Below are 18,381 nucleotides of genomic sequence, written 5' to 3'. Positions count from 1 at the left end.
GGGCTCAGCGGCCGGGGGAGGGCACCGGGGTCACCGGTGTCCCGCCGGCCGCCCTGCCCAGCAGGGTCAGACCCACCTTGCCCGGACCGGACTCCGTGGTGAACTCCGACAGGACCGCCAGCGCCAGGGTGTTGGTGCCCCGGGTGCGCAGGATGCCGTTCGGGAGCACGAAGGTGTGCTGCGGGCCGACGTTGTTGATGTACTGGCCCATGTTCCAGCCGTTGAGGAAGATCTGCGTCCGGTAGGCCCGGTACGGGTCGTCCTCCAGGGTCAGTCCGATCGAGGCGTCGATGTCGCCCGGCACGGACAGCCGGAACGTGGTCCGGTACCAGGTCACGCCCTGCCGCCGCTCCGCCCGCGGGAAGCCGACCGGCTTCCAGTCCCGGTCGGGGAAGCCGGGCAGGTGCCAGCCCGCCCGCTCGCCGAACAGGCCGCCGTTGTTCTGCGGCCCGCGCACCGGGTCCGGTGCCGCCTCGCCCTGGATGCGCCACGTCACCTTCGGCGAGGCGCCCTCGAAGACGGCGGCGGTGAGGCCGCGGGCCACCTTGTGGGTGTCCTGCGCCTTGCCGTCCTGGTCGTGCTGCATGCGCCGGATTAGCACCGACAGCACGTGCCGGCCGGACCCGCGCAGCCGCTCGGCCACCGGGAACACCGCCGTGGCGTCCCAGCTTCCCTTGCGGATGGTCTTCTTGTCCGGCACCGGCATCCGGTGGGTGCCCAGCGGCTCCCCGTCCAGCCATGCCATCAGCAGGCCCTGGGTGCCGGTGGTGTAGGCGAGCGAGATCTCCTCCAGTCCGGAGGCGTCCGTGAAGGTGCCCCGGTACCAGACGTCCCCGTAGTGGAAGCCGTAGTCGTCCGCGAACAGCACCGGAGCGCCCTTCGGGACCGGCGTCGTGCTGGACGAGGAGGTCCGGTCGGCGACCCGCCACTTCGAGTCGTCGAAGTTCGGGCCCGCCTCCGGGTTCTCCGTCCGCATCCGCCAGCCGCCGAGCGCGGGCAGCGTCACCTGCGGCGCGGCGGGCAGCAGCCCGGTGGTCATCAGGCTGCCGGACATGGTGACCCGGGTCGGCACCTTGCGCCCGTTCCACACCAGGCTCGTGACGCCGCGGGGTCCCCACACCTCCACGCTGGTCGTCCCGGTGACGTCACCCGTCAGATGGACCTCCGAGCCGCGCACCTCGGCGTGGCGCAGCAGCGCCGGACCGTACACCAGCAGCGTCCCGGACGGGGTGTCGTACGGGAACATGCGCACCGACGTGGCGTCGTCGGCGAAGAGCAGCAGCAGCGGGGTGTCGCTCTCGCCCTGCGCGACCGACACCCGGGTCAGGCCGCCCTGTCCGAGGGGCACGTTCACGTGCAGCTGGTCGCCCTCGAACGCCCAGGCCGCCTCCGGGTCGAGCCGCATGACGTACGGCTCCACCGGGCACTTCAGCACCAGCTCCGCCATGTCGTCGCGGCGGCCCGCGAACACGGCGATCTCCTGCCGCCCCGCGGTCAGGCACATCACGGGCTGCGCGGTGCTGTACTTCAGCGTCCGGCTGCCGAGGGAGAGCCCGGTGGTCAGCATGCGGGCGTCGCGCGCGGGCACGGTGATCCGCAGCTCGCCCTCGTGGGTCGGCAGGTCGGTGGTGACCGGGGCCGAGCCGTCGTTGCGCGCCACGTACACATGGCTGCCCGTGTCCGGGTTGGTCAGGTGGTAGACCTTCAGCCCCTCGGCCTCGACGTCCGCCGCCCGGTCCAGCCGGGCGAAGTCGGGCACGCGCTGCATCAGATGGCCGAGCTGGTGCATCGGGGCCATCTTCTCGGTGACGTTGCGCCCCTCGTCGATGGCCGCCCCGTAGTCGTACGACGTGTAGACGACCGGCGCGGGCAGCCAGCCCCAGGAGGTGCCGCCGAAGGTCATGTACACGTTGTGCAGGGTGATGCCGTTGGCGAGGTTGGTGAGGTAGAAGCGGCGCTCGTAGGCCGAGTCCCGGGTGCGCCGGGACTCGGCGTACCCCTTGCCGTCGAACCAGGCCCCGCCCCACGGGTCGAACCAGCCGCCGCCGAACTCCGGCACGAAGCCGGGCGTGTGCGGCGAGGCCGTGGCGCCGCCGGTGAGGCCGCCGGGCCCGTAGTGCCCCCAGTCCGGCGGCACCTGGGCCGGCGAGGGATACCCGTCGAACCCGTACAGCCAGCCGCCCTTCTCCCCGCCCGTGTCGAACGAGCCGGGGATCCAGTGGCCGTTGCGGCCCTTGTCGTTGTGGAAGAGCGGGACGTCGATCCCGTCGGAGCGGACCTTCTTGTACAGATGGGACATGTAGTCCCGGCCGGTCGCCTCGTCGACGTGGGAGTCGTACTCGTTCTCGATCTGGTAGAGCAGGATCGTGCCCCTGCCCTGGGTGAACAGGTGCCGGCGGGCGATCCGGTTCACCTGGGTCAGCCACTCGTCGACGTGGCGGAGATAGGCCGGGTCGGCGGTGCGGGCCTTGCCCTCGGCCGCCGTCAGCCAGCCCGGGAAGCCGCCGCCGTCGACTTCCGCGTTGATGTACGGGCCGGGCCGCAGCAGGACGTAGAGCCCCGTCTCGGTGGCCATGCGCAGGAACAGGTCGAGGTCCCGCACGCCGGTGAAGTCGTACTCGCCGGGGGCGGGGGAGTGGTAGTTCCACGCCACGTAGACGCTGACGGCGTTGAAGCCGTGCGCCCGCATCTTCTGCAGCACGTCGCGCCACAGGGACGGGCTGGGCAGCCGGAAGGGGTGCATCTCGCCGGACCACACCACCAGGCGCTTGCCGTCGACCAGGAGCGAGTAGGCGTCGTACCCGATCGTGTGGCGCTCGCCGTCGGCGCTCGGCGGGGCCGGCGCGGGACCGGTGGGCACACTGCGCGCCGCGAACGCCGAGGGTGCCCCGGGGCCGCCGCTGCCGCCCAGGGCGAAGCCGAGCGCGGCCGAGCCGGCCAGGGCACTGAAGGTACGTCTGCTGAGCGCCAAGGTGGACCCTCCCGGGCGATCGTACGGGGGCGCGGTCCGGCCATTCTCCATGGAGATACGCCCCACAATGGACCCATGAGGATCTCGGCGCGGGCGGATTACGCGGTACGGGCGGTTCTGGAGCTGGCCGTACGGGAGGGTAACGGCCCGGTGAAGGCAGAGGAAATCGCTGTCGAGCAGGACATTCCCCACAAGTTCCTGGAGGGCATCCTGGGTGACCTCAGGCGGGCGGGGGTCGTCGACAGCAGGCGCGGCGGGGGCGGTGGCTACCGGCTGGCCCGGGCCGCGGCCGCCATCACTGTGGCGGATGTCATCCGGGCGGTGGACGGCCCGATCGTCTCCGTGCGCGGCGAGCGTCCGACGGGGCTGGCGTACACGGGCACGGCCGAGCCCCTGCTCCCGCTGTGGATCGCCCTGCGCGCCAACGTGCGCCGCATCCTGGAGGGCGTCACCGTCGGCGACCTCGCGGCCGGCGCGCTGCCCGAGCCGGTACGGGCGCTGGCGGCGGAACCGGCGGCCTGGGAGAACCCCTGAGGGGCCGGTGGGACGCCGGGGGCGCGGTGCGTGAAAAGCCGGATGTGAATGGCCGGAGTTCGCCCTGCCGGGCCGGAGTGGGGCTACCTACGATTCCCCTCGCCTCCCCGTCCTTCACAGGTTCAACACAGTTTCTTCAACGGTGAACGGATGGGTCGGAGGTCGGACCCCCCACTCGACAACCTGGAGAAACCATGGCTGGTGGACTTCTGCTGAGCGGCGCCGTAGCCGCTCTGCTCACCACCGCGCTACCCGCCCAGTCCCCGTCGTCCGTCTTCGACGACCCTCCCCCGGACAAGATCGTCATCGACGTCGCCACGGTGAACGGCTCCGGCTGTCCGGCCGGCACGGCCGCCGTCGCCGTCTCCCCGGACAACACCGCCTTCACGGTGACCTACAGCGACTACCTGGCCCAGGCCGGCGGCAACTCCGACCCCACGGCCTTCCGCAAGAACTGCCAGCTCAACCTGGTCGTGCACGTCCCGCAGGGCTTCACCTACGCGGTCGCCAGCGCGGACTACCGGGGCTTCCTCTCCCTCCAGCCCGGCGCGAGCGCCACCCAGAAGGCGTCGTACTACTTCCAGGGCTCCTCGAACACCGCGGCCAAGACGCATCCGTTCAGCGGCGCCTACAACGACGACTGGCAGGCCACCGACCAGACCGACTGGGCCCAACTGGTCTGGGCGCCCTGCGGGGTGCTGCGCAACTTCAACATCAACACCGAGCTACGGGTGAACGCGGGCAGCGCCAACCCCGGCAAGGTCAGCTTCATGACGATGGACTCGACCGACGGCGACATCAGCACGGTGTACCACCTGGCCTGGAAGGAGTGCCCGCACAGCTAGGCGCGTCCGCTACCGGGCCGTGCCGGCGCAGTCGAGGAAGCCGGCCCGGACGCGAGGGGAGAGGGCGAGCCGGCTGCCCTCCCTGTCCTGTGAGTGACGGATGTGGATGACGGCGGGGGTGGGGGCGACCTCGACGCGGTCGCCGCCGCCACCGCTGGGCCCGACGAGGCGCTTTCGCCGTCGTGGACGGAGTCCCGGGTGAGGTGCCCCGTGTGGAGGGTCGAGCCGCCGGTGAACGAGCCGTCGGAGGTCGGCGACCTCCACGCCGGTCGCGGAGCCCGTCCGCGCTCGAACGTGAAGGTCGGTCCACAAGGCAACCAAGGCCTCGTGAGACCGCTCTGCCTGGTTGGACTGTCAGGCATCGAGAGGGGACGCGGGGCATGGACGCACCCGCACGGGCACGGCCGTTCGGGCTCACGGCCGCGGCGGTTCTACTGGGCCTGCTCGCCGTGTCCTGCGGCAGCGGCGGTGGCAGCAGTGCGGAACCGGCCTCGTCCCCTGCCGGTGCCGAGCACGGCTACGCGTCGGCGTACGACGCCGGATGGCGGACCGGTGAACGGCTCTTCGAGGACGGCGGCAAGGGCGCGGCGGTCCGCGAGGTGGTGTGGGGAGGCTGTGTCCGCCGGTCCCTCACGGCCGGGCCGCAGGACGTGGTGGAGAAGGACCGCGGCGCCTGGGTGCTGGGCTGCAAGCAGGCCGTGATGTCGGGTACCGACCGGCATCCGCCCGCCCGGCCGGTGACGCGCCGCGAGTCCGGCCCCAGCCTCCTGGCCCGGTTCCGGACCTGGGCCGCCGCAAACGGAGGGGAGCAGCCCGCCCGGCACGTGCGTCGGGTCGTCCTCGTCCACCTCGGCGACCGGGACTACGACGTCGAACTCACCACGACCTGTACCGGCAGGAGCGCCCGGGCCGACGCCAAACGGCTCGCCGACGCGTTCGCGGCCTGGTGGGACGGCGACGACGGGGACGACGCCACCGCGTGGAACCTCCTCCTCCTCGGCCCGAGCGGCGAGCGTCTGACCACCCGGAGCCTCTGACGGTCAAGGACACCGGTCTCGCGAGGAGCGTCCGCTGATCCACTATCCCGTCTGGCCCATCCCCGCCGCGTTCGGCCAGCTCTGGGCGTTGGGCCAGCCTGTCGCCGGGGCCGGGGTCAGGCCGGTGGGGGGAGCCGGGGCCGTCGTGCCGCGCACCTGGGCGGCGGTGAGGCCGCCGCGCGCCGGGACGCCGGGCGGGGTGGGCCCCAAGGCGGCGGCAGGCGCCGGGACGGGCACGGGCATCGGCGTCGGTACGGGGGCCGGGGCCGGTACCGGGGCCGGAGCGGGCACCGCGACCGGAGGCGGGGCCATCGGGGCGGGGGCCGGAGCCGGGGCCATCGGGGCCGGGGCGGGCGTGGGGACCGGCGCCGGGAGGGGGACCGGCGCCGGAGCTTGGGGGGCGGGTGCCGCGGGCGGGACCTGGGCTGCCGCCGGCATCGGCATCCCGCCGCCCATCGGCGTGGCGGCGGGGAGCGGCATACCGGTGCCGGCGGCCGGGGCGGGGCCGACACCGGCGGCCTGCGCCGCCAGTCCCGGTACACCGGCTCCGTTGGTCTCGTTCATCAGCCGGTCCACGGCCGCCGTACCCGAGCTGTAGCTGGTCCCGTTGCTCAGCTCGGGTACGGCGGCTCCCCTCCTGGTCCCGTAGAGCACCTGCTCCAGGCCGGACACCAGGCGACGCACGTCGACCTGGGGGCGCACCACGAGTCTCAGGAAGCGGCTGGACGAACCGATCTTGTTGCCGCACTCGCGGACCAGGATCCGGTGCTCGGTGAGCAGCCGGTCCCGGACCACGGTGCCCTCGGCGCCGACGGGCAGGCGCACGAAGAGGAAGTTGCCCTGGGAGGGGTAGACGGTGAGGCCGGGCAGCGCGGAGAGGTGGCTGGCCATGTCGAGGCGGTCGCGGCGCACCTGCAGCAGGCTCTGCGCGTACTCCGGGCCGTGCTCGCGCAGCATGAACACCACGTGTTCGGCGAAGGAGTTGAGGTTCCACTTCGGCAGCATCGAGCGGACCCGCCCGGCCAGGGCCGGGTTCGCCACGAGGTAGCCGAACCGGATGCCGTGCAGCCCGAAGTTCTTGCCGAGACTGCGCAGGACGATCACGTTCGGGCGGAGCATGGCCTCCTGCACCACGCTCGGCTCGGCCTCGGCGTCGGCGAACTCCAGGAAGGACTCGTCGATCACCACCAGGTCCAGGTCCGCCATCGAGTCCATGAACTGGACGATCTGCTGCTTGTGCAGATAGCCGCCGTCGGGGTTGTTCGGATTGCAGATGACCGCCGCCCGGGTGCCCCGGGCCCGGATGAACTCCGCGTACTGCGCCAGGTCCAGGCCGAAGCCGTTCGCCTCCTGGAGCGGGAACATGTCCACCCGCTTGCCGGTCTCCATCGGCTGGTCGGTCCAGCGGCCGAAGGTGGGCACCGGCACGGCCAGCGACTCCCGGACCAGCAGGTGGTCGATCCAGGTGATCAGCTCCGTCGAGCCGTTGCCCATCGCCACGCACTGCGGCGGGAGCTGGAGCAGGCCGCACAGCTCGGCGGTGATGGTGTCGGCGCCGCTCGGGTAGTACGTGATGATCTCGCGCAGCCGGACCGCCATCTCCTCGAACATGGCGGGAGTGGGGAAGTACGGATTGCACGGGATGCAGAAGTCCACGGGGCCCGACCCGTCGCTCTCCCGCGTCAGCGCCGCCATCGAAGGGCTGTGCGCGGCGGTGTTGCGGAACAACGAGGTGACGTTGTCAGGCAAGAGGACCTCCGTCGAAGGGTGGCCCGTGCGGGGGAGCACGGGCCACCCATGGATACGGAGGGGGCGCCAGTGGCGTTCAACTCACCTGTGGTGTGAGCCGGTTCACGCCTCGCCCGCGACTCACACCCCGAAGGTGTGCACCGTGGCAGTCCGGTATGTCTGCCCGGGCCGGAGCACGGTCGACGGGAAGGCGGCGTGGTTCGGGGAGTCCGGGAAGTGCTGGGTCTCCAGGCAGAGCGCGTCGCCCTGGCGGTAGGTGCGTCCGCCGGTGCCGGTCAGGGTGCCGTCCAGGAAGTTGCCGGAGTAGAACTGCAGGCCCGGCTGGTCGGTGGCGATCCGCAGGGTGCGGCCGGAGCGCGGGTCGCGGAGCGTGGCGATGTGCTCGGGCCGCGTCGTGACGCCCTTGTCCAGCACCCAGTTGTGGTCGTAGCCCTTGGCCAGCACCTGCTGCTCGTGGCCTGCCCGCATATCCCGGCCGATCGGCTTGGCGCGGCGGAAGTCGAACGGGGTGCCCGAGACCCGCGCCAGTTCACCGGTCGGGATCAGACCCGAGTCGGTGGGGGTGTACCGGGCGGCGGCGATCGTGAGTTCGTGGTCCTCGATCGTGCCGCTGCCCTCGCCGGCCAGGTTCCAGTAGACGTGGCTGGTGAGGTTGACGACGGTGGCCCGGTCGGTGGTCGCCTCGTAGTCGACGCGCCACTCGCCGCGCCGGGTGAGGGTGTACGTCACCCTCGACCGGAGCGTGCCCGGGTAGCCCATCTCGCCGTCGGCGCTCGTGTAGTACAGGCGCAGGCCGACGTCGGAACCGTCGGTGAACGGCTCCACGTCCCACACCCGCTTGTCGAAGCCCTTGGCTCCGCCGTGCAGGCTGTTCACGCCGTCGTTGACGGAGAGCTGGTAGCTCCTGCCGTCGAGAGTGAACCGCCCCTTGCCGATGCGGTTGCCGTAGCGGCCGATCAGTGCGCCGAAGTACGGGCTCTTCGCCACGTAGTCGTCGATGTCGTCGAAGCCCGCGACCACGTTGGCGTGCCGGCCGCGGGCGTCCGGGACCTCCAGGGTCTGGACGACGCCGCCGTACGACAGCACCTTCATCCGGATGCCGCCGTTCTCCAGCGACCAGCGGTACACCTTGGTGCCGTCGGCGAGCCTGCCGAAGAGGTGCTTCACCGGTTTTCCGCCAGGGGCGGCGGCCTGGGCGGTGCCCGAGCCGAGGGTGGTGGCGGCGATGCCCGCCGCCGCTGCTCCTGCAATGACCGTACGTCTGTTCAGTTCCACTGACGGCTCCCGTGGAAGGAAGGGGCCCCGCCGGTGATCCGGCGGGGCCCGAGCTGACTTACGAACCGGACCTGCGCTTGTTCCACACGTCGAACCCGACCGCCAGCAGCAGGGCCAGGCCCTTGATGACCTGCTGCCAGTCGGTGCCGACGCTGAGGAGGTTCATGCCGTTGTTCAGCACGCCGAGGACGAGACCGCCGATGATGGCGCCGAGGACGGTGCCGACACCGCCGCTCATGGACGCGCCGCCGATGAACGACGAGGCGATCGCCTCGAGTTCGAAGTTGACGCCCGCCTTCGGCGAGGCCGCGTTCAGCCGGGCGGCGACCACCAGACCCGCCAGGGCCGCGAGCACGCCCATGTTCAGGAAGACGAGGAAGGTGACCTTCTTGTCCTTCACGCCGGACAGCTTGGCCGCCGGCAGGTTGCCGCCGATCGCGTAGATGTGACGGCCGAAGACGGCGTTGCGCATGACGTAGCCGTAGCCCACGACCAGCGCGCCGAGGATGATCAGCACGATCGGGGCGCCCTTGTAGCTGGCGAGCAGCAGGGTGAGCACCAGGATCGCGGCGACCAGGGCGGTCAGCTTGAGCAGGAACAGCCGGGTGGGCAGCACCTCCAGCGCGAACTCCTGCTGGCGGCGCCGGTCCCGGACCTCCTGCCACACCACGGCCGCGATCAGCACGAGACCGAGCAGCAGGGTGAGGTTGTGGTAGTTGGTGTCCGGGCCGGTCTCCGGCAGGAAGCCGTTGCCGAGCTTCTGCAGCCCGTCGGGGAACGGGCCGAGGGTCTGGCCCTTGAGCAGGATCTCCGTCAGACCGCGGAAGAGCAGCATTCCGGCGAGCGTGACGATGAAGGAGGGTATGCCCAGATAGGCGATGAGGTAGCCCTGGACCGAGCCGGCCGCCGCGCCCACCAGCAGGCACAGCACCAGCGCGATCGGCCAGGAGACGCCGTGCTGGACGGTCAGCACCGCCGCGAAGGCGCCGACGAACGCGGTCAGCGAGCCGACCGACAGATCGATGTGCCCGGCGATGATCACCAGCATCATGCCGATCGCGAGGACCAGGATGTAGCTGTTCTGCAGCACCAGGTTGGAGACGTTGCGGGGCAGCAGCAGGTCCCCGTCCGTCCAGACGGCGAAGAGGACCACGATCAGGCCGAGCGCGATCAGCATGCCGTACTGGCGCATGTTGCGGCGCAGGCCGTCCAGCATCACCTGGAGCAGTCCCCTGCCGGCGGCCGATCCGCTCCCGCCCGGTGGCGCGGGGGCCGGGCTCTTGGCGGTCACATCCGTGCTCATCGCGTCACCTCTTGGTCCTGCGTGTCTTTCGTCATATGGCGCATCAGAACTTCCTGCGTGGCCTCGGCCCGCGGCACCTCACCGGTCAGCCGCCCGGCGGCCATCGTGTAGATGCGGTCGCACATGCCGAGCAGTTCGGGCAGCTCGGAGGAGATGAAGACCACCGCCTTGCCCTGGGCGGCGAGCTGGTCGATCACCGTGTAGATCTCGTACTTGGCGCCCACGTCGATGCCGCGGGTCGGTTCGTCGAGGATCAGCACATCGGGTCCTGCGAAGATCCACTTGCTGAGGACGACCTTCTGCTGGTTGCCGCCCGACAGCTTGCCCACCGGCTCGAACACCGTGGGTGCCTTGATGTTCATGGTTCTGCGGAAGCCCTCGGAGACCTGCCGCTCCTCGTGCTCGTCGACGATGCCCCGCCTGGCCACCTTGCTCAGGGCGGTCAGCGAGATGTTGCGGTTGATGGTGTCGATGAGGTTGAGGCCGTAGTGCTTGCGGTCCTCGGTGACGTACGCGATCCCGTGCCCGACCGCCTCCGCCACGGACTTGGTGCGGATCTCCTTGCCGTCCTTCAGGACCGTGCCGCCCGCGTACCGGCCGTAGGCGCGCCCGAAGACGCTCATCGCGAGTTCGGTGCGGCCCGCGCCCATGAGCCCCGCGATACCGACGATCTCCCCGCGGCGCACCTGAAGCGAGACGTCGTCCACGACCTTGCGCTGCTGGTCGATCGGGTGGTGCACGGTCCAGCCGCGGATCTCCAGCGCCGGTGCCGCGCCCTCCTCCGGATGGTGCGGGGTGCGTTCCGGGAAGCGGTGGTCGAGGTCGCGGCCGACCATGCCCGCGATGATCCGCTCCTCGGTGGTCTCGGGCGCCTTCACGTCCAGCGTCTCGATGGACCGGCCGTCCCGGATGATCGTCACCGAGTCGGCGACCCGGCGGATCTCGCCCAGCTTGTGGGAGATGATGATCGAGGTGATGCCCTGCTTCTTCAACTCCAGGATGAGATCGAGGAGTTTGCCACTGTCCTCGTCGTTCAGCGCGGCGGTCGGCTCATCCAGGATGAGCAGCTTCACCTGCTTCGACAGTGCCTTGGCGATCTCCACGAGCTGCTGCTTGCCGACGCCGATGTCGGCGACGCGGGTCTCCGGGTGCTCGTCCAGCCCCACCCGGCGCAGCAGTTCGGTGGCGTGCCGCAGGGTCTCGTTCCAGTCGATGAGCCCGCGCCTGGCGTGCTCGTTGCCGAGGAAGAGGTTCTCCGCGATGGAGAGGTACGGCACCAGCGCCAGCTCCTGGTGGATGATGACGACGCCGTGCTGCTCGCTGGCCCGGATGTCCTTGAACCGGCAGACCTCCGACTCGAAGAGGATGTCCCCCTCGTAACTGCCGTACGGGTGCACGCCGGAGAGCACCTTCATCAGCGTCGACTTGCCGGCGCCGTTCTCCCCGCAGATGGCGTGGACCTCGCCCTGACGGACGGTCAGGGTGACGTCCGACAGCGCCTTGACACCGGGAAAGGTCTTGACGATCGAGCGCATTTCCAGGACGGGTCCCGCCATGGTCGTGCCTTCCAATCCGTAGGTAGCGGGCGGGTTACTTCAGCTCGGACTCGGTGTAGTAGCCGCCGTCGACCAGGACCTGCTTGTAGTTGGACTTGTCGACGCTGACCGGCTGGAGCAGGTAGGCGGGCACGACCTTGCTGCCGTTGTCGTAGGTCTTGACGTCGTTGACCTGCGGCTTCTTGTCCTTCAGGACGTCGTCGACCATGGTGGCCGCGACCTTGGCGAGCTGCCGGGTGTCCTTGTAGACGGTCTGCGTCTGCTGGCCGGAGATGATCGACTTCACCGAGGCCAGCTCGGCGTCCTGGCCGGTGACGACGGGCAGCGCCTTGCCGCCGGAGCCGTAGCCGTCCGACTTCAGCGCGGACAGGATGCCGATGGAGATGCCGTCGTAGGGCGAGAGGACCGCGTCGACCCGGCCGCTCTTGTAGGACGAGGTGAGGATGTCCTCCATGCGCTTCTGCGCGGTCGTGCCGTCCCAGCGCAGGGTGGTGACCTTGTTGAGCGCGGTCTGCCCGGACCTGACCACGAGCTGCTTCTTGTCGATGTACGGCTGGAGCACGCTCATCGCGCCGCCGAAGAAGTACTTGGTGTTGTTGTCGTCGTTGGAGCCGGCGAACAGCTCGATGTTGAACGGGCCCTTCTTGCCCTTGCTCAGGCCGAGCCGGTCCACGATGTACTGGCCCTGCAGCTTGCCGACCTTCTCGTTGTCGAACGAGGCGTAGTAGTCGACGTTCTTGGTGCCGAGGATCAGCCGGTCGTAGGCGATGACCGGGATGTCGGCGTCCGCGGCCTCCTGGAGCACGTTGTTCAGCGACTTGTTGTCGATAGCCGCGACGATCAGGCCCTTCACACCCTGCGTGATCAGGTTCTCGATCTGCGAGACCTGGGTGTCGGGGTCGTCCTCGCCGTAGACCAGCTTGGTCTTGTAGCCCTTGGCCTGGAGGTTCTTCTCGACGTTCCTGCCGTCGGCGATCCAGCGCTCGGAGGACTTGGTCGGCATCGCGATGCCGATCGTGCCGCCCTTGGCGTCCCCGCCCTTGTCGTCGCTGCCGCCCTCGCTGTTCTGCCCGCAGGCGGTCAGGGTGAGGGCGAGCGAGGCTGCCGTGGCCATCGTGGCGAGTGCGGCTCTGCGGTTGAGCATGATGATCCGTCCTAGTTCTTCTCGTCGTCGGGATGGGGTCACACGGTGCTGGGGAAGCGGTGCAGCGTGCCGGGCAGCCGGGAGCCGAGCGGCGCCATGTCGCCGTCCGCGCCGTGCCGGGCGAGCAGGTCCAGGGCGAGCCGGCCGCGCCGCACCCGCTCCCGGGCGGTGTCCAGGGTCACGTCCCGCAGATGGGTGCCCCACGGGTAGATGCCGGGAGCCCTGGAAAGACCGAACTTCAGGTAGAGCGGTGCGCCGCGCCGGATCAGCTCGGCGACCTCGTACATCCGCACATAGCCGCCGAGGTCGTCGGGGGCCTCGATGTACATGTCCATGGGGGCGCCGGAGACCCGGCGGATCTCGGTGAGGTGGTCCAGCGTCAGATCGCTGGGCACGTTGACGGAGTCGGCGCCGAGCCGCTCGTAGACCGCGTACGAGGCCGGGTTGACCGGGCCGATCAGCGCGGAGACCTTCAGGGTGGTGTCGGCCGGGATGATCCCGGCCGTGCGCGCCCGGTGCAGGGTCCACAGCACGCCCTCGTCGGCGACCAGCAGGCACTTGACGCCCAGTTCGGTGGCGCGGACGGCGTCCTCGACACAGCCGGCGACGGCGTCGTGGCCCCTGGCGCGCAGTCCGGCCCCCCGCGAGTCGGAGCGCACCGAGCCGCCGATGTCCCAGGTGCCGCGCGGGCCCGTGAACAGGCAGAGCTCGATGTCCCGTTCGGCGGTCGCCTCGACCATCTCGGTGATCTCGGCGTCGGTGAGCATCCACACGCCGCTGCCCTGGCTGATCCGGTGGATCGGCACATCGAGGCGCGACGCCTCCTTCAGCGCGACCGCCAGCGCTTCGGGACCCTCGCACGAGGGAATCTCGGTGCGCCAGCGGCCGCCGCCCGGGAAGCCGTGGGCGGAGGCGTCGGCGGGGTCGAGGGCGGGCGCGTCCAGGCCGAGTGCGGCGAGCACCTGCTCGCCGGGCCTGCGGACTGCCGGAGCGGAAGCGTCGGTCACGTGCTGTCCTTCGTGTTCGGTATTTCGGACAAGGTTCGCGGCTCTGGGTATGGAAAAGGCCTCGCGGTACGCCGGCCGGGGCGCCGTCGGGTCACATCCCGGCCGGCGTACGGTCAGGGACGGAGCAGCACCTTGCCCACCTTCGGATCACCGGCCCCCACCAGCTCGATGGCCTGCGGAAACTCGGTCAGCGGCAGCTCGTGGGTGACCAGGGGCAGCGGGTCGAGCAGCCCCGCGCCGAAGACCCGCACGGCGTGCGCCCAGGCCTCCGGCGGCGCCCCGAAGACGGTGTGCACCTCCAGCTGCCGTACGACCAGATCGGTCGGGTCGAGCCCGTCCGCGCCCGGCGCCGGGATGCCCGTCAGGACCAGCCGCCCGCCGCGCCTGAGCAGCGCGGCCGCGGTGCGCGCGGCGGACGAGGAGCCGGCGGTCTCGATCACGACGTCGAAGTCGCCGGACGACGGCTGGTCCTTGAGCCGGAAGTCGCTCGCCCCGAACCGCCGGGACAGTGCCTCACGGTCGTTCCCGGTGCCCACGACCAGCAGTTCCGCCGGCGAGACGGCCTTGAGGAACTGCACCGCGAACATCCCGAGCGTGCCCGTGCCGACCACCGCGACCCGCTCGCCCGGCAGGGCCCGGGCCTTCAGCGCGGCGGCCGCGACGCACGCGGCCGGCTCCAGCAGGGCGGCGGCGGTGAGGTCGGCGTCGTCCGGCAGCGGGTGCAGCAGCCGGGCCGGCAGGGTGAGGGTGGCCGCCATGGCGCCCGGCCGGGTGAACCCGGTCTCCTCGTACCCGGCCGTGCACAGCGTGGTCTCGCCCGCGTGACAGCGGTCGCACACCTGGCAGTTGCGGAAGCCCTCACCGACGACCTTGCGGCCGACCAGGCCGTCCGGCACCCCGGCGCCCACCGCCCGCACGGTCCCGGACCACTCGTGGCCGGGTGTGAGCGGGTAACGGACGTACCCTGAAGGCCGGTTGCCCTGGTAGACCTCGCGGTCGCTGCCGCAGATGCCCACCGCGTGCACCGCGACCAGTGCCTCGCCGGGACCGGGCTGCCGGGGAGTGTGCTCCTCGACCCGGTGGACGCCCGGCGCCTCGACGAGGACCTGCGAACCCGGCGAGGTCACTTCGTGTCCTTCGGCCTGCGCTGCTCCCAGCCCTCGGCCCACAGGTCGAACCGGGCCTGCTGCTGCGGGAACTCGGCGGCCGCGTCGGTGTCCAGCTCGACGCCGAGCCCGGGCCGGTCGGAGAGCTGGAAGTAGCCGTCCACGACCTCCGGGGCGCCCTTGACCACCTTCTTGATGTCCGCGTCGGCGAAGTCGTTGAAGTGCTCGAGGATCTTGAAGTTCGGCGAGGTGAAGCCGACCTGGAGCGAGGCGGCGGTCAGCACGGACCCGCCCACGTTGTGCGGGGCGACGAGGATGTAGTGGGTCTCCGCGGTGGCCGCCAGCTTCCGGGTCTCCCAGATGCCGCCGATGTGGCCGACGTCGGGCTGGATGATGTCGACGCACTGGCTGTCGAAGAGCTCGCGGAACTCGATGCGGTCGTGGATGCGCTCACCGGTGGCGACCGGGATGTCCACCTTGGCGGCCACCTTCTCCAGCGCCTTCAGGTTCTCCGGCGGGCACGGCTCCTCCAGCCAGGCCGGCTTGAAGGGCGCCATCTCCTTCGCCAGCCGGACGGCGGTGGCGGGGGAGAAGCGGCCGTGCATCTCCAGCATCAGCTCGGCGTCCGGTCCGATGGCGTCCCGCACGGCCTCGATGAGGGAGACCGCGTACAGGGTCTGCTCGTGGTCCAGTTCGAAGTGCCCGGTGCCGAAGGGGTCGATCTTCAGCGCCTTGTAACCGCGCTCCATGACCCCCTGGGCGGCCTTGTGGTACGCCTCCGGTGTCCGCTCGGTGGTGTACCAGCCGTTGGCGTACGCCTTGACCCTGTCGGTGACCTTGCCGCCCAGCAGCTGCCACACCGGCACGCCGAGCGCCTTGCCCTTGATGTCCCAGCAGGCCATCTCGACGACCGCGATGCCGGACATGACGATCTCGCCGGCCCGTCCGTAGTCGCCGTACTTCATCCGCCGAACGAGGTCCTCGACGGCGAACGGGTCCGAGCCGAGAATGTGGTTGGCCTCGGCCTCGCGCAGATAGCCGATCAGCGCGTCGGTGTGGCCGAGCATCCGGGTCTCGCCGACGCCCGTGACTCCCTCGTCGGTGTGCACCTGGACGTATGTCAGGTTGCGCCACGGCGTCCCGACCACGTGCGTGCTGATTCCGGTGATGCGCACGGCAGTTGCCCCTCAGCTGTTCGATATTTCGTCACTCGTTCGAAATGCTGGCGTGACAGTAAGGACGCCGTGGCAGGGGTGTCAATGGGTCGAACAGGTAACAGTTTCGACGTGACTTTCGAGAACCTTTGCGGTCCCGCACGAAACCTTCACAGAGGCGCCTGGTTACGTGACCGGCGGGGAATCTAGTCTTCCGGCGTCATGGACTTCTGCCACCCGTGCCAACGGCACCTCAACGGCGCCCTGGTCTGCCCGGGATGTGGCGCACCGGCCCGGCCTTCCGCCCCGCGCGCGGGCGCGCCCGTCGCGCCCGGGTACGCGGGCGCGACAGCGGGCCCGTACGGCCAGGAGGCCCACACCGGCGCCACGGCGGGGTACGCGTACGCCGGTCAGGGCGGGTATCCGGCGCCCTACGCACCGGAGCAGTCCGGCGGTTACCCCCACCCGGGTGCGGCGCAGGCCGTGCGAGTGCCGCAGCAGTCCGGCGCCGCTGCGGTCCCGGACGCGTACACGTACGAGGGCGGGGCCGGGCACCACGCGGGCGCCGACGGGCAGGTGGCCGCGGGCGGCCACGACGGACACGGTGGCCGGGACGACGCCTACGGCGCCCACGCGGACCACGGCGACGGCCACGACGGCCACGAGGATGAGGCCCGCGACCGGGACGAGTACGACGACCAGGACGAGTACGACGACCGGGAAGGCCGTGACGAGCCGGTGGGCCGTGCCGCCCGGCGTCAGTCGCGCGGCCGGGGCCGCGGGGGAGCCGGGGGCGGCGAGGCCGCCGGCGGCCCTGCCGTCGCCGACGCCAGCCGCCGGGACCGCAAGGCCGCCGCGCACCGGCGCCGCCGGCGCCGTACGGTGCTGATCGCCACGGGGTTCGTGCTGGCCGCCGGCGGGCTGAGTATCGCCGAACTCGGCACGGACGCCCCGTTCGCGCCCTTCACCGGCGACACCTCGACGACGGCCGGGGACAACTCGGCCGACGGTGGCAGCGCCTCCGCCTCCCCGGACCGCACGGCAGCCCCCGCCGACGGCACCTCCGCCCGCACGACGGCGCCGAGCGCCTCGTCGTCCACCGGCCCCTCGGCCTCGGCGTCCGCGTCCGAGTCCCCGACGGACAAGCCCTCCAAGTCCCCCGCCGACGACAAGGCGGAGCAGTCCGCCACCTCGGGTGCCGGCACGACGACCGCCGCCCCGCCGGCCCAGCCCTCGTCCCAGCCCAGCGCCACCCCGACGGCCGGCCCGACGACCTCGGATCCGACACCCGCCGCGTCCCCGACGAGGTCGTGCAACCGGTTCCTGTGGTGGTGCACGTAGGACCGGAGAAACCGGTCCGCGCTCGGCGCGGTTGAGTCGAACCGGTACACCTCGCCGTACCGATCCTGGGAACGCCCGGTGGCGGAGCGGGCGTTGTGCGCAAGAGGGAGCGACGCGCGAGCGGCTCGGTCGAGGAGAGCGGATGACGCAGGGAACCACCGTGCGCGGCACGGTCGCCGAGGGCTACGAAGCGGTGCGCGAGGAGTTCGCCGCCTTCGTGGCGGAGGAACGGGACGACTACGAGGGCCAGTTGTGCGCCCATGTGCACGGCCGGCGGGTCGTCGACCTGTGGGCCGGCGAGGGCGCCGACGGCGACTCGCTGTACGGCGTGTTCTCGTCCACCAAGGGCGCCGCGCACCTCGTCGTGGCCCTGCTGGTGCAGGACGGCACGCTGGAGCTGGACCGCAGGGTCACCTACTACTGGCCGGAGTTCGGGGCCGAGGGCAAGGGCGCGCTGACCCTGCGCGAGCTGCTCGCGCACCGGGCCGGTCTGATCGGCACCGACACCGGTTTCAGCGCGGCCGAGCTGGCCGACGACCGGGCGCTGGCCGAACGCCTCGCCGACCAGCGGCCGTTCTGGCGGCCGGGCACCGCCTTCGGCTACCACGCCCTGGTGATCGGTGCGCTCACCGGCGAGGTCGTCCGCCGCGCCACCGGCCGTACGCTCCAGGAGGTGTACGAGGAGCGCGTGCGAGTCCCCTGCGGGCTGGACTTCCACCTGGGCCTGCCGGCCTCCCGCGAGGGCCGCTTCCGCACCACCCTGCCGATGCTGCCCACCCCCGAGGAGCAGGCGGTGCTCGACGCGCTGGCGAGCGGGCCGCACACCCTCGGCGCGATCGCCTTCAACCGGCACGCGGCCGAGCCGACCGACCTCGAGTCGCTGCCGAACGGGCGCGCGGTCCGCGCCCGGGGCCCGGCGTCGGTGGGCGGTGTCGCCTCGGCGCGCGGTCTGGCCGGGATGTACGCGGCGATGATCAGCGAGGTCGACGGCAAGGCCCCGCTGCTGAAGCAGGACACGGTCGCGGAGTTCGGGCAGCCGCACTCCACCGGGTACGACCTGGTGGCCCGGACCCACAAGTCGTACGGCCTCGGCTTCCAGGACACGGCCGACACCTGGCACCCCTTCCTGGGTGCCGGCGCGATCGGCCACAGCGGCGCCGCCGGCTCCCAGGCCTTCGCCGATCCCCGCAGCGGCCTCGCCTACGGCTACACCAGGCGCCGGTTCGCGTTCCCGGGCGGCTCGGCCGCGGAGAACGACCGGCTGGTGGCGGCCGTCCACCGGGCGGCACTGGCAGCCGGCTGACACGGCGTACGGCGGCGGCCGCATCCCACGTCCAAGGATGCGGCCGCCGTCGTAGC

The 18,381-nt window shown here is 71.3% G+C and carries 15 protein-coding genes; 5 read left to right on the top strand and 10 right to left on the bottom strand.

Annotated features, from left to right (window positions below):
• Positions 1-4: 4 nt before the first annotated feature.
• Positions 5-2,971, bottom strand: a complete 2,967-nt coding sequence (locus ACZ6B1_RS05245) for a glycoside hydrolase family 35 protein (RefSeq protein ID WP_468775119.1) — start codon at positions 2,969-2,971, stop codon at positions 5-7.
• A 75-nt stretch (positions 2,972-3,046) separates the two neighbouring features.
• Here ACZ6B1_RS05245 and ACZ6B1_RS05240 point away from each other — a divergent pair, with 75 nt between their 5' ends.
• Together ACZ6B1_RS05240 and ACZ6B1_RS05235 are read left to right on the top strand one after the other, a co-directional pair.
• The gene (locus ACZ6B1_RS05240) at positions 3,047-3,505 is read left to right on the top strand and encodes an RrF2 family transcriptional regulator (RefSeq protein ID WP_468775117.1); all 459 of its coding nucleotides are present in this window, start codon (positions 3,047-3,049) and stop codon (positions 3,503-3,505) included.
• A 194-nt stretch (positions 3,506-3,699) separates the two neighbouring features.
• Positions 3,700-4,350 (top strand): DUF4360 domain-containing protein, encoded by a 651-nt coding sequence (locus ACZ6B1_RS05235; RefSeq protein WP_468775115.1) that lies wholly within the window; start codon positions 3,700-3,702, stop codon positions 4,348-4,350.
• Between the two features lie 9 nt (positions 4,351-4,359).
• On the opposite strand, the gene ACZ6B1_RS05230 is transcribed toward ACZ6B1_RS05235, so the two are convergent.
• The gene (locus ACZ6B1_RS05230) at positions 4,360-4,614 is read right to left on the bottom strand and encodes a DUF397 domain-containing protein (RefSeq protein ID WP_468775113.1); all 255 of its coding nucleotides are present in this window, start codon (positions 4,612-4,614) and stop codon (positions 4,360-4,362) included.
• 116 nt (positions 4,615-4,730) lie between these two features.
• On the opposite strand from ACZ6B1_RS05230, the gene ACZ6B1_RS05225 reads away from it, so the two are divergent.
• Positions 4,731-5,387: a hypothetical protein gene (locus ACZ6B1_RS05225; protein WP_468775111.1), complete on the top strand. Its 657-nt coding sequence runs from the start codon at positions 4,731-4,733 to the stop codon at positions 5,385-5,387.
• Between the two features lie 42 nt (positions 5,388-5,429).
• Here the strand turns inward: ACZ6B1_RS05225 and ACZ6B1_RS05220 are convergent, their stop codons facing one another.
• The 8 genes from ACZ6B1_RS05220 to ACZ6B1_RS05185 all read right to left on the bottom strand — a co-directional run bounded on the left by ACZ6B1_RS05220 (position 5,430) and on the right by ACZ6B1_RS05185 (position 15,702).
• On the bottom strand, positions 5,430-7,136 hold the full coding sequence (locus ACZ6B1_RS05220; protein ID WP_468775109.1) for a pyridoxal phosphate-dependent aminotransferase: 1,707 nt from the start codon (positions 7,134-7,136) through the stop codon (positions 5,430-5,432).
• A 120-nt stretch (positions 7,137-7,256) separates the two neighbouring features.
• Entirely contained in the window at positions 7,257-8,411 is a 1,155-nt protein-coding gene (locus ACZ6B1_RS05215; protein WP_468775107.1) for an aldose epimerase family protein, read from the bottom strand.
• 58 nt (positions 8,412-8,469) lie between these two features.
• Positions 8,470-9,714: a multiple monosaccharide ABC transporter permease gene (gene mmsB / locus ACZ6B1_RS05210; protein WP_468775105.1), complete on the bottom strand. Its 1,245-nt coding sequence runs from the start codon at positions 9,712-9,714 to the stop codon at positions 8,470-8,472.
• Positions 9,711-11,270 (bottom strand): multiple monosaccharide ABC transporter ATP-binding protein, encoded by a 1,560-nt coding sequence (mmsA, locus tag ACZ6B1_RS05205; protein ID WP_468775103.1) that lies wholly within the window; start codon positions 11,268-11,270, stop codon positions 9,711-9,713. Before mmsA ends, mmsB begins: the two co-directional genes overlap by 4 nt.
• A 34-nt stretch (positions 11,271-11,304) precedes the next feature.
• Positions 11,305-12,414, bottom strand: coding sequence for a multiple monosaccharide ABC transporter substrate-binding protein (chvE, locus tag ACZ6B1_RS05200; RefSeq protein WP_468775102.1), 1,110 nt, complete (start codon positions 12,412-12,414; stop codon positions 11,305-11,307).
• Between the two features lie 38 nt (positions 12,415-12,452).
• On the bottom strand, positions 12,453-13,421 hold the full coding sequence (locus ACZ6B1_RS05195; protein WP_468775100.1) for a hypothetical protein: 969 nt from the start codon (positions 13,419-13,421) through the stop codon (positions 12,453-12,455).
• Positions 13,422-13,534: 113 nt separating this feature from the next.
• On the bottom strand, positions 13,535-14,548 hold the full coding sequence (locus ACZ6B1_RS05190; RefSeq protein ID WP_468775098.1) for a zinc-dependent alcohol dehydrogenase: 1,014 nt from the start codon (positions 14,546-14,548) through the stop codon (positions 13,535-13,537).
• Complete coding sequence (locus tag ACZ6B1_RS05185) at positions 14,545-15,702, bottom strand: mandelate racemase/muconate lactonizing enzyme family protein (protein ID WP_468775096.1); 1,158 nt, start codon at positions 15,700-15,702, stop codon at positions 14,545-14,547. Before ACZ6B1_RS05185 ends, ACZ6B1_RS05190 begins: the two co-directional genes overlap by 4 nt.
• Positions 15,703-15,903: 201 nt before the next feature.
• Here ACZ6B1_RS05185 and ACZ6B1_RS05180 point away from each other — a divergent pair, with 201 nt between their 5' ends.
• Together ACZ6B1_RS05180 and ACZ6B1_RS05175 are read left to right on the top strand one after the other, a co-directional pair.
• Positions 15,904-17,022: an SCO2400 family protein gene (locus ACZ6B1_RS05180; protein ID WP_468775094.1), complete on the top strand. Its 1,119-nt coding sequence runs from the start codon at positions 15,904-15,906 to the stop codon at positions 17,020-17,022.
• A 142-nt stretch (positions 17,023-17,164) separates the two neighbouring features.
• Complete coding sequence (locus tag ACZ6B1_RS05175) at positions 17,165-18,325, top strand: serine hydrolase domain-containing protein (protein WP_468775092.1); 1,161 nt, start codon at positions 17,165-17,167, stop codon at positions 18,323-18,325.
• Positions 18,326-18,381: the final 56 nt, after the last annotated feature.

The sequence above is a fragment of the Streptomyces sp. NPDC041129 genome (assembly GCF_055592265.1).
This window is presented reverse-complemented; position numbering and strand designations above follow the sequence as displayed.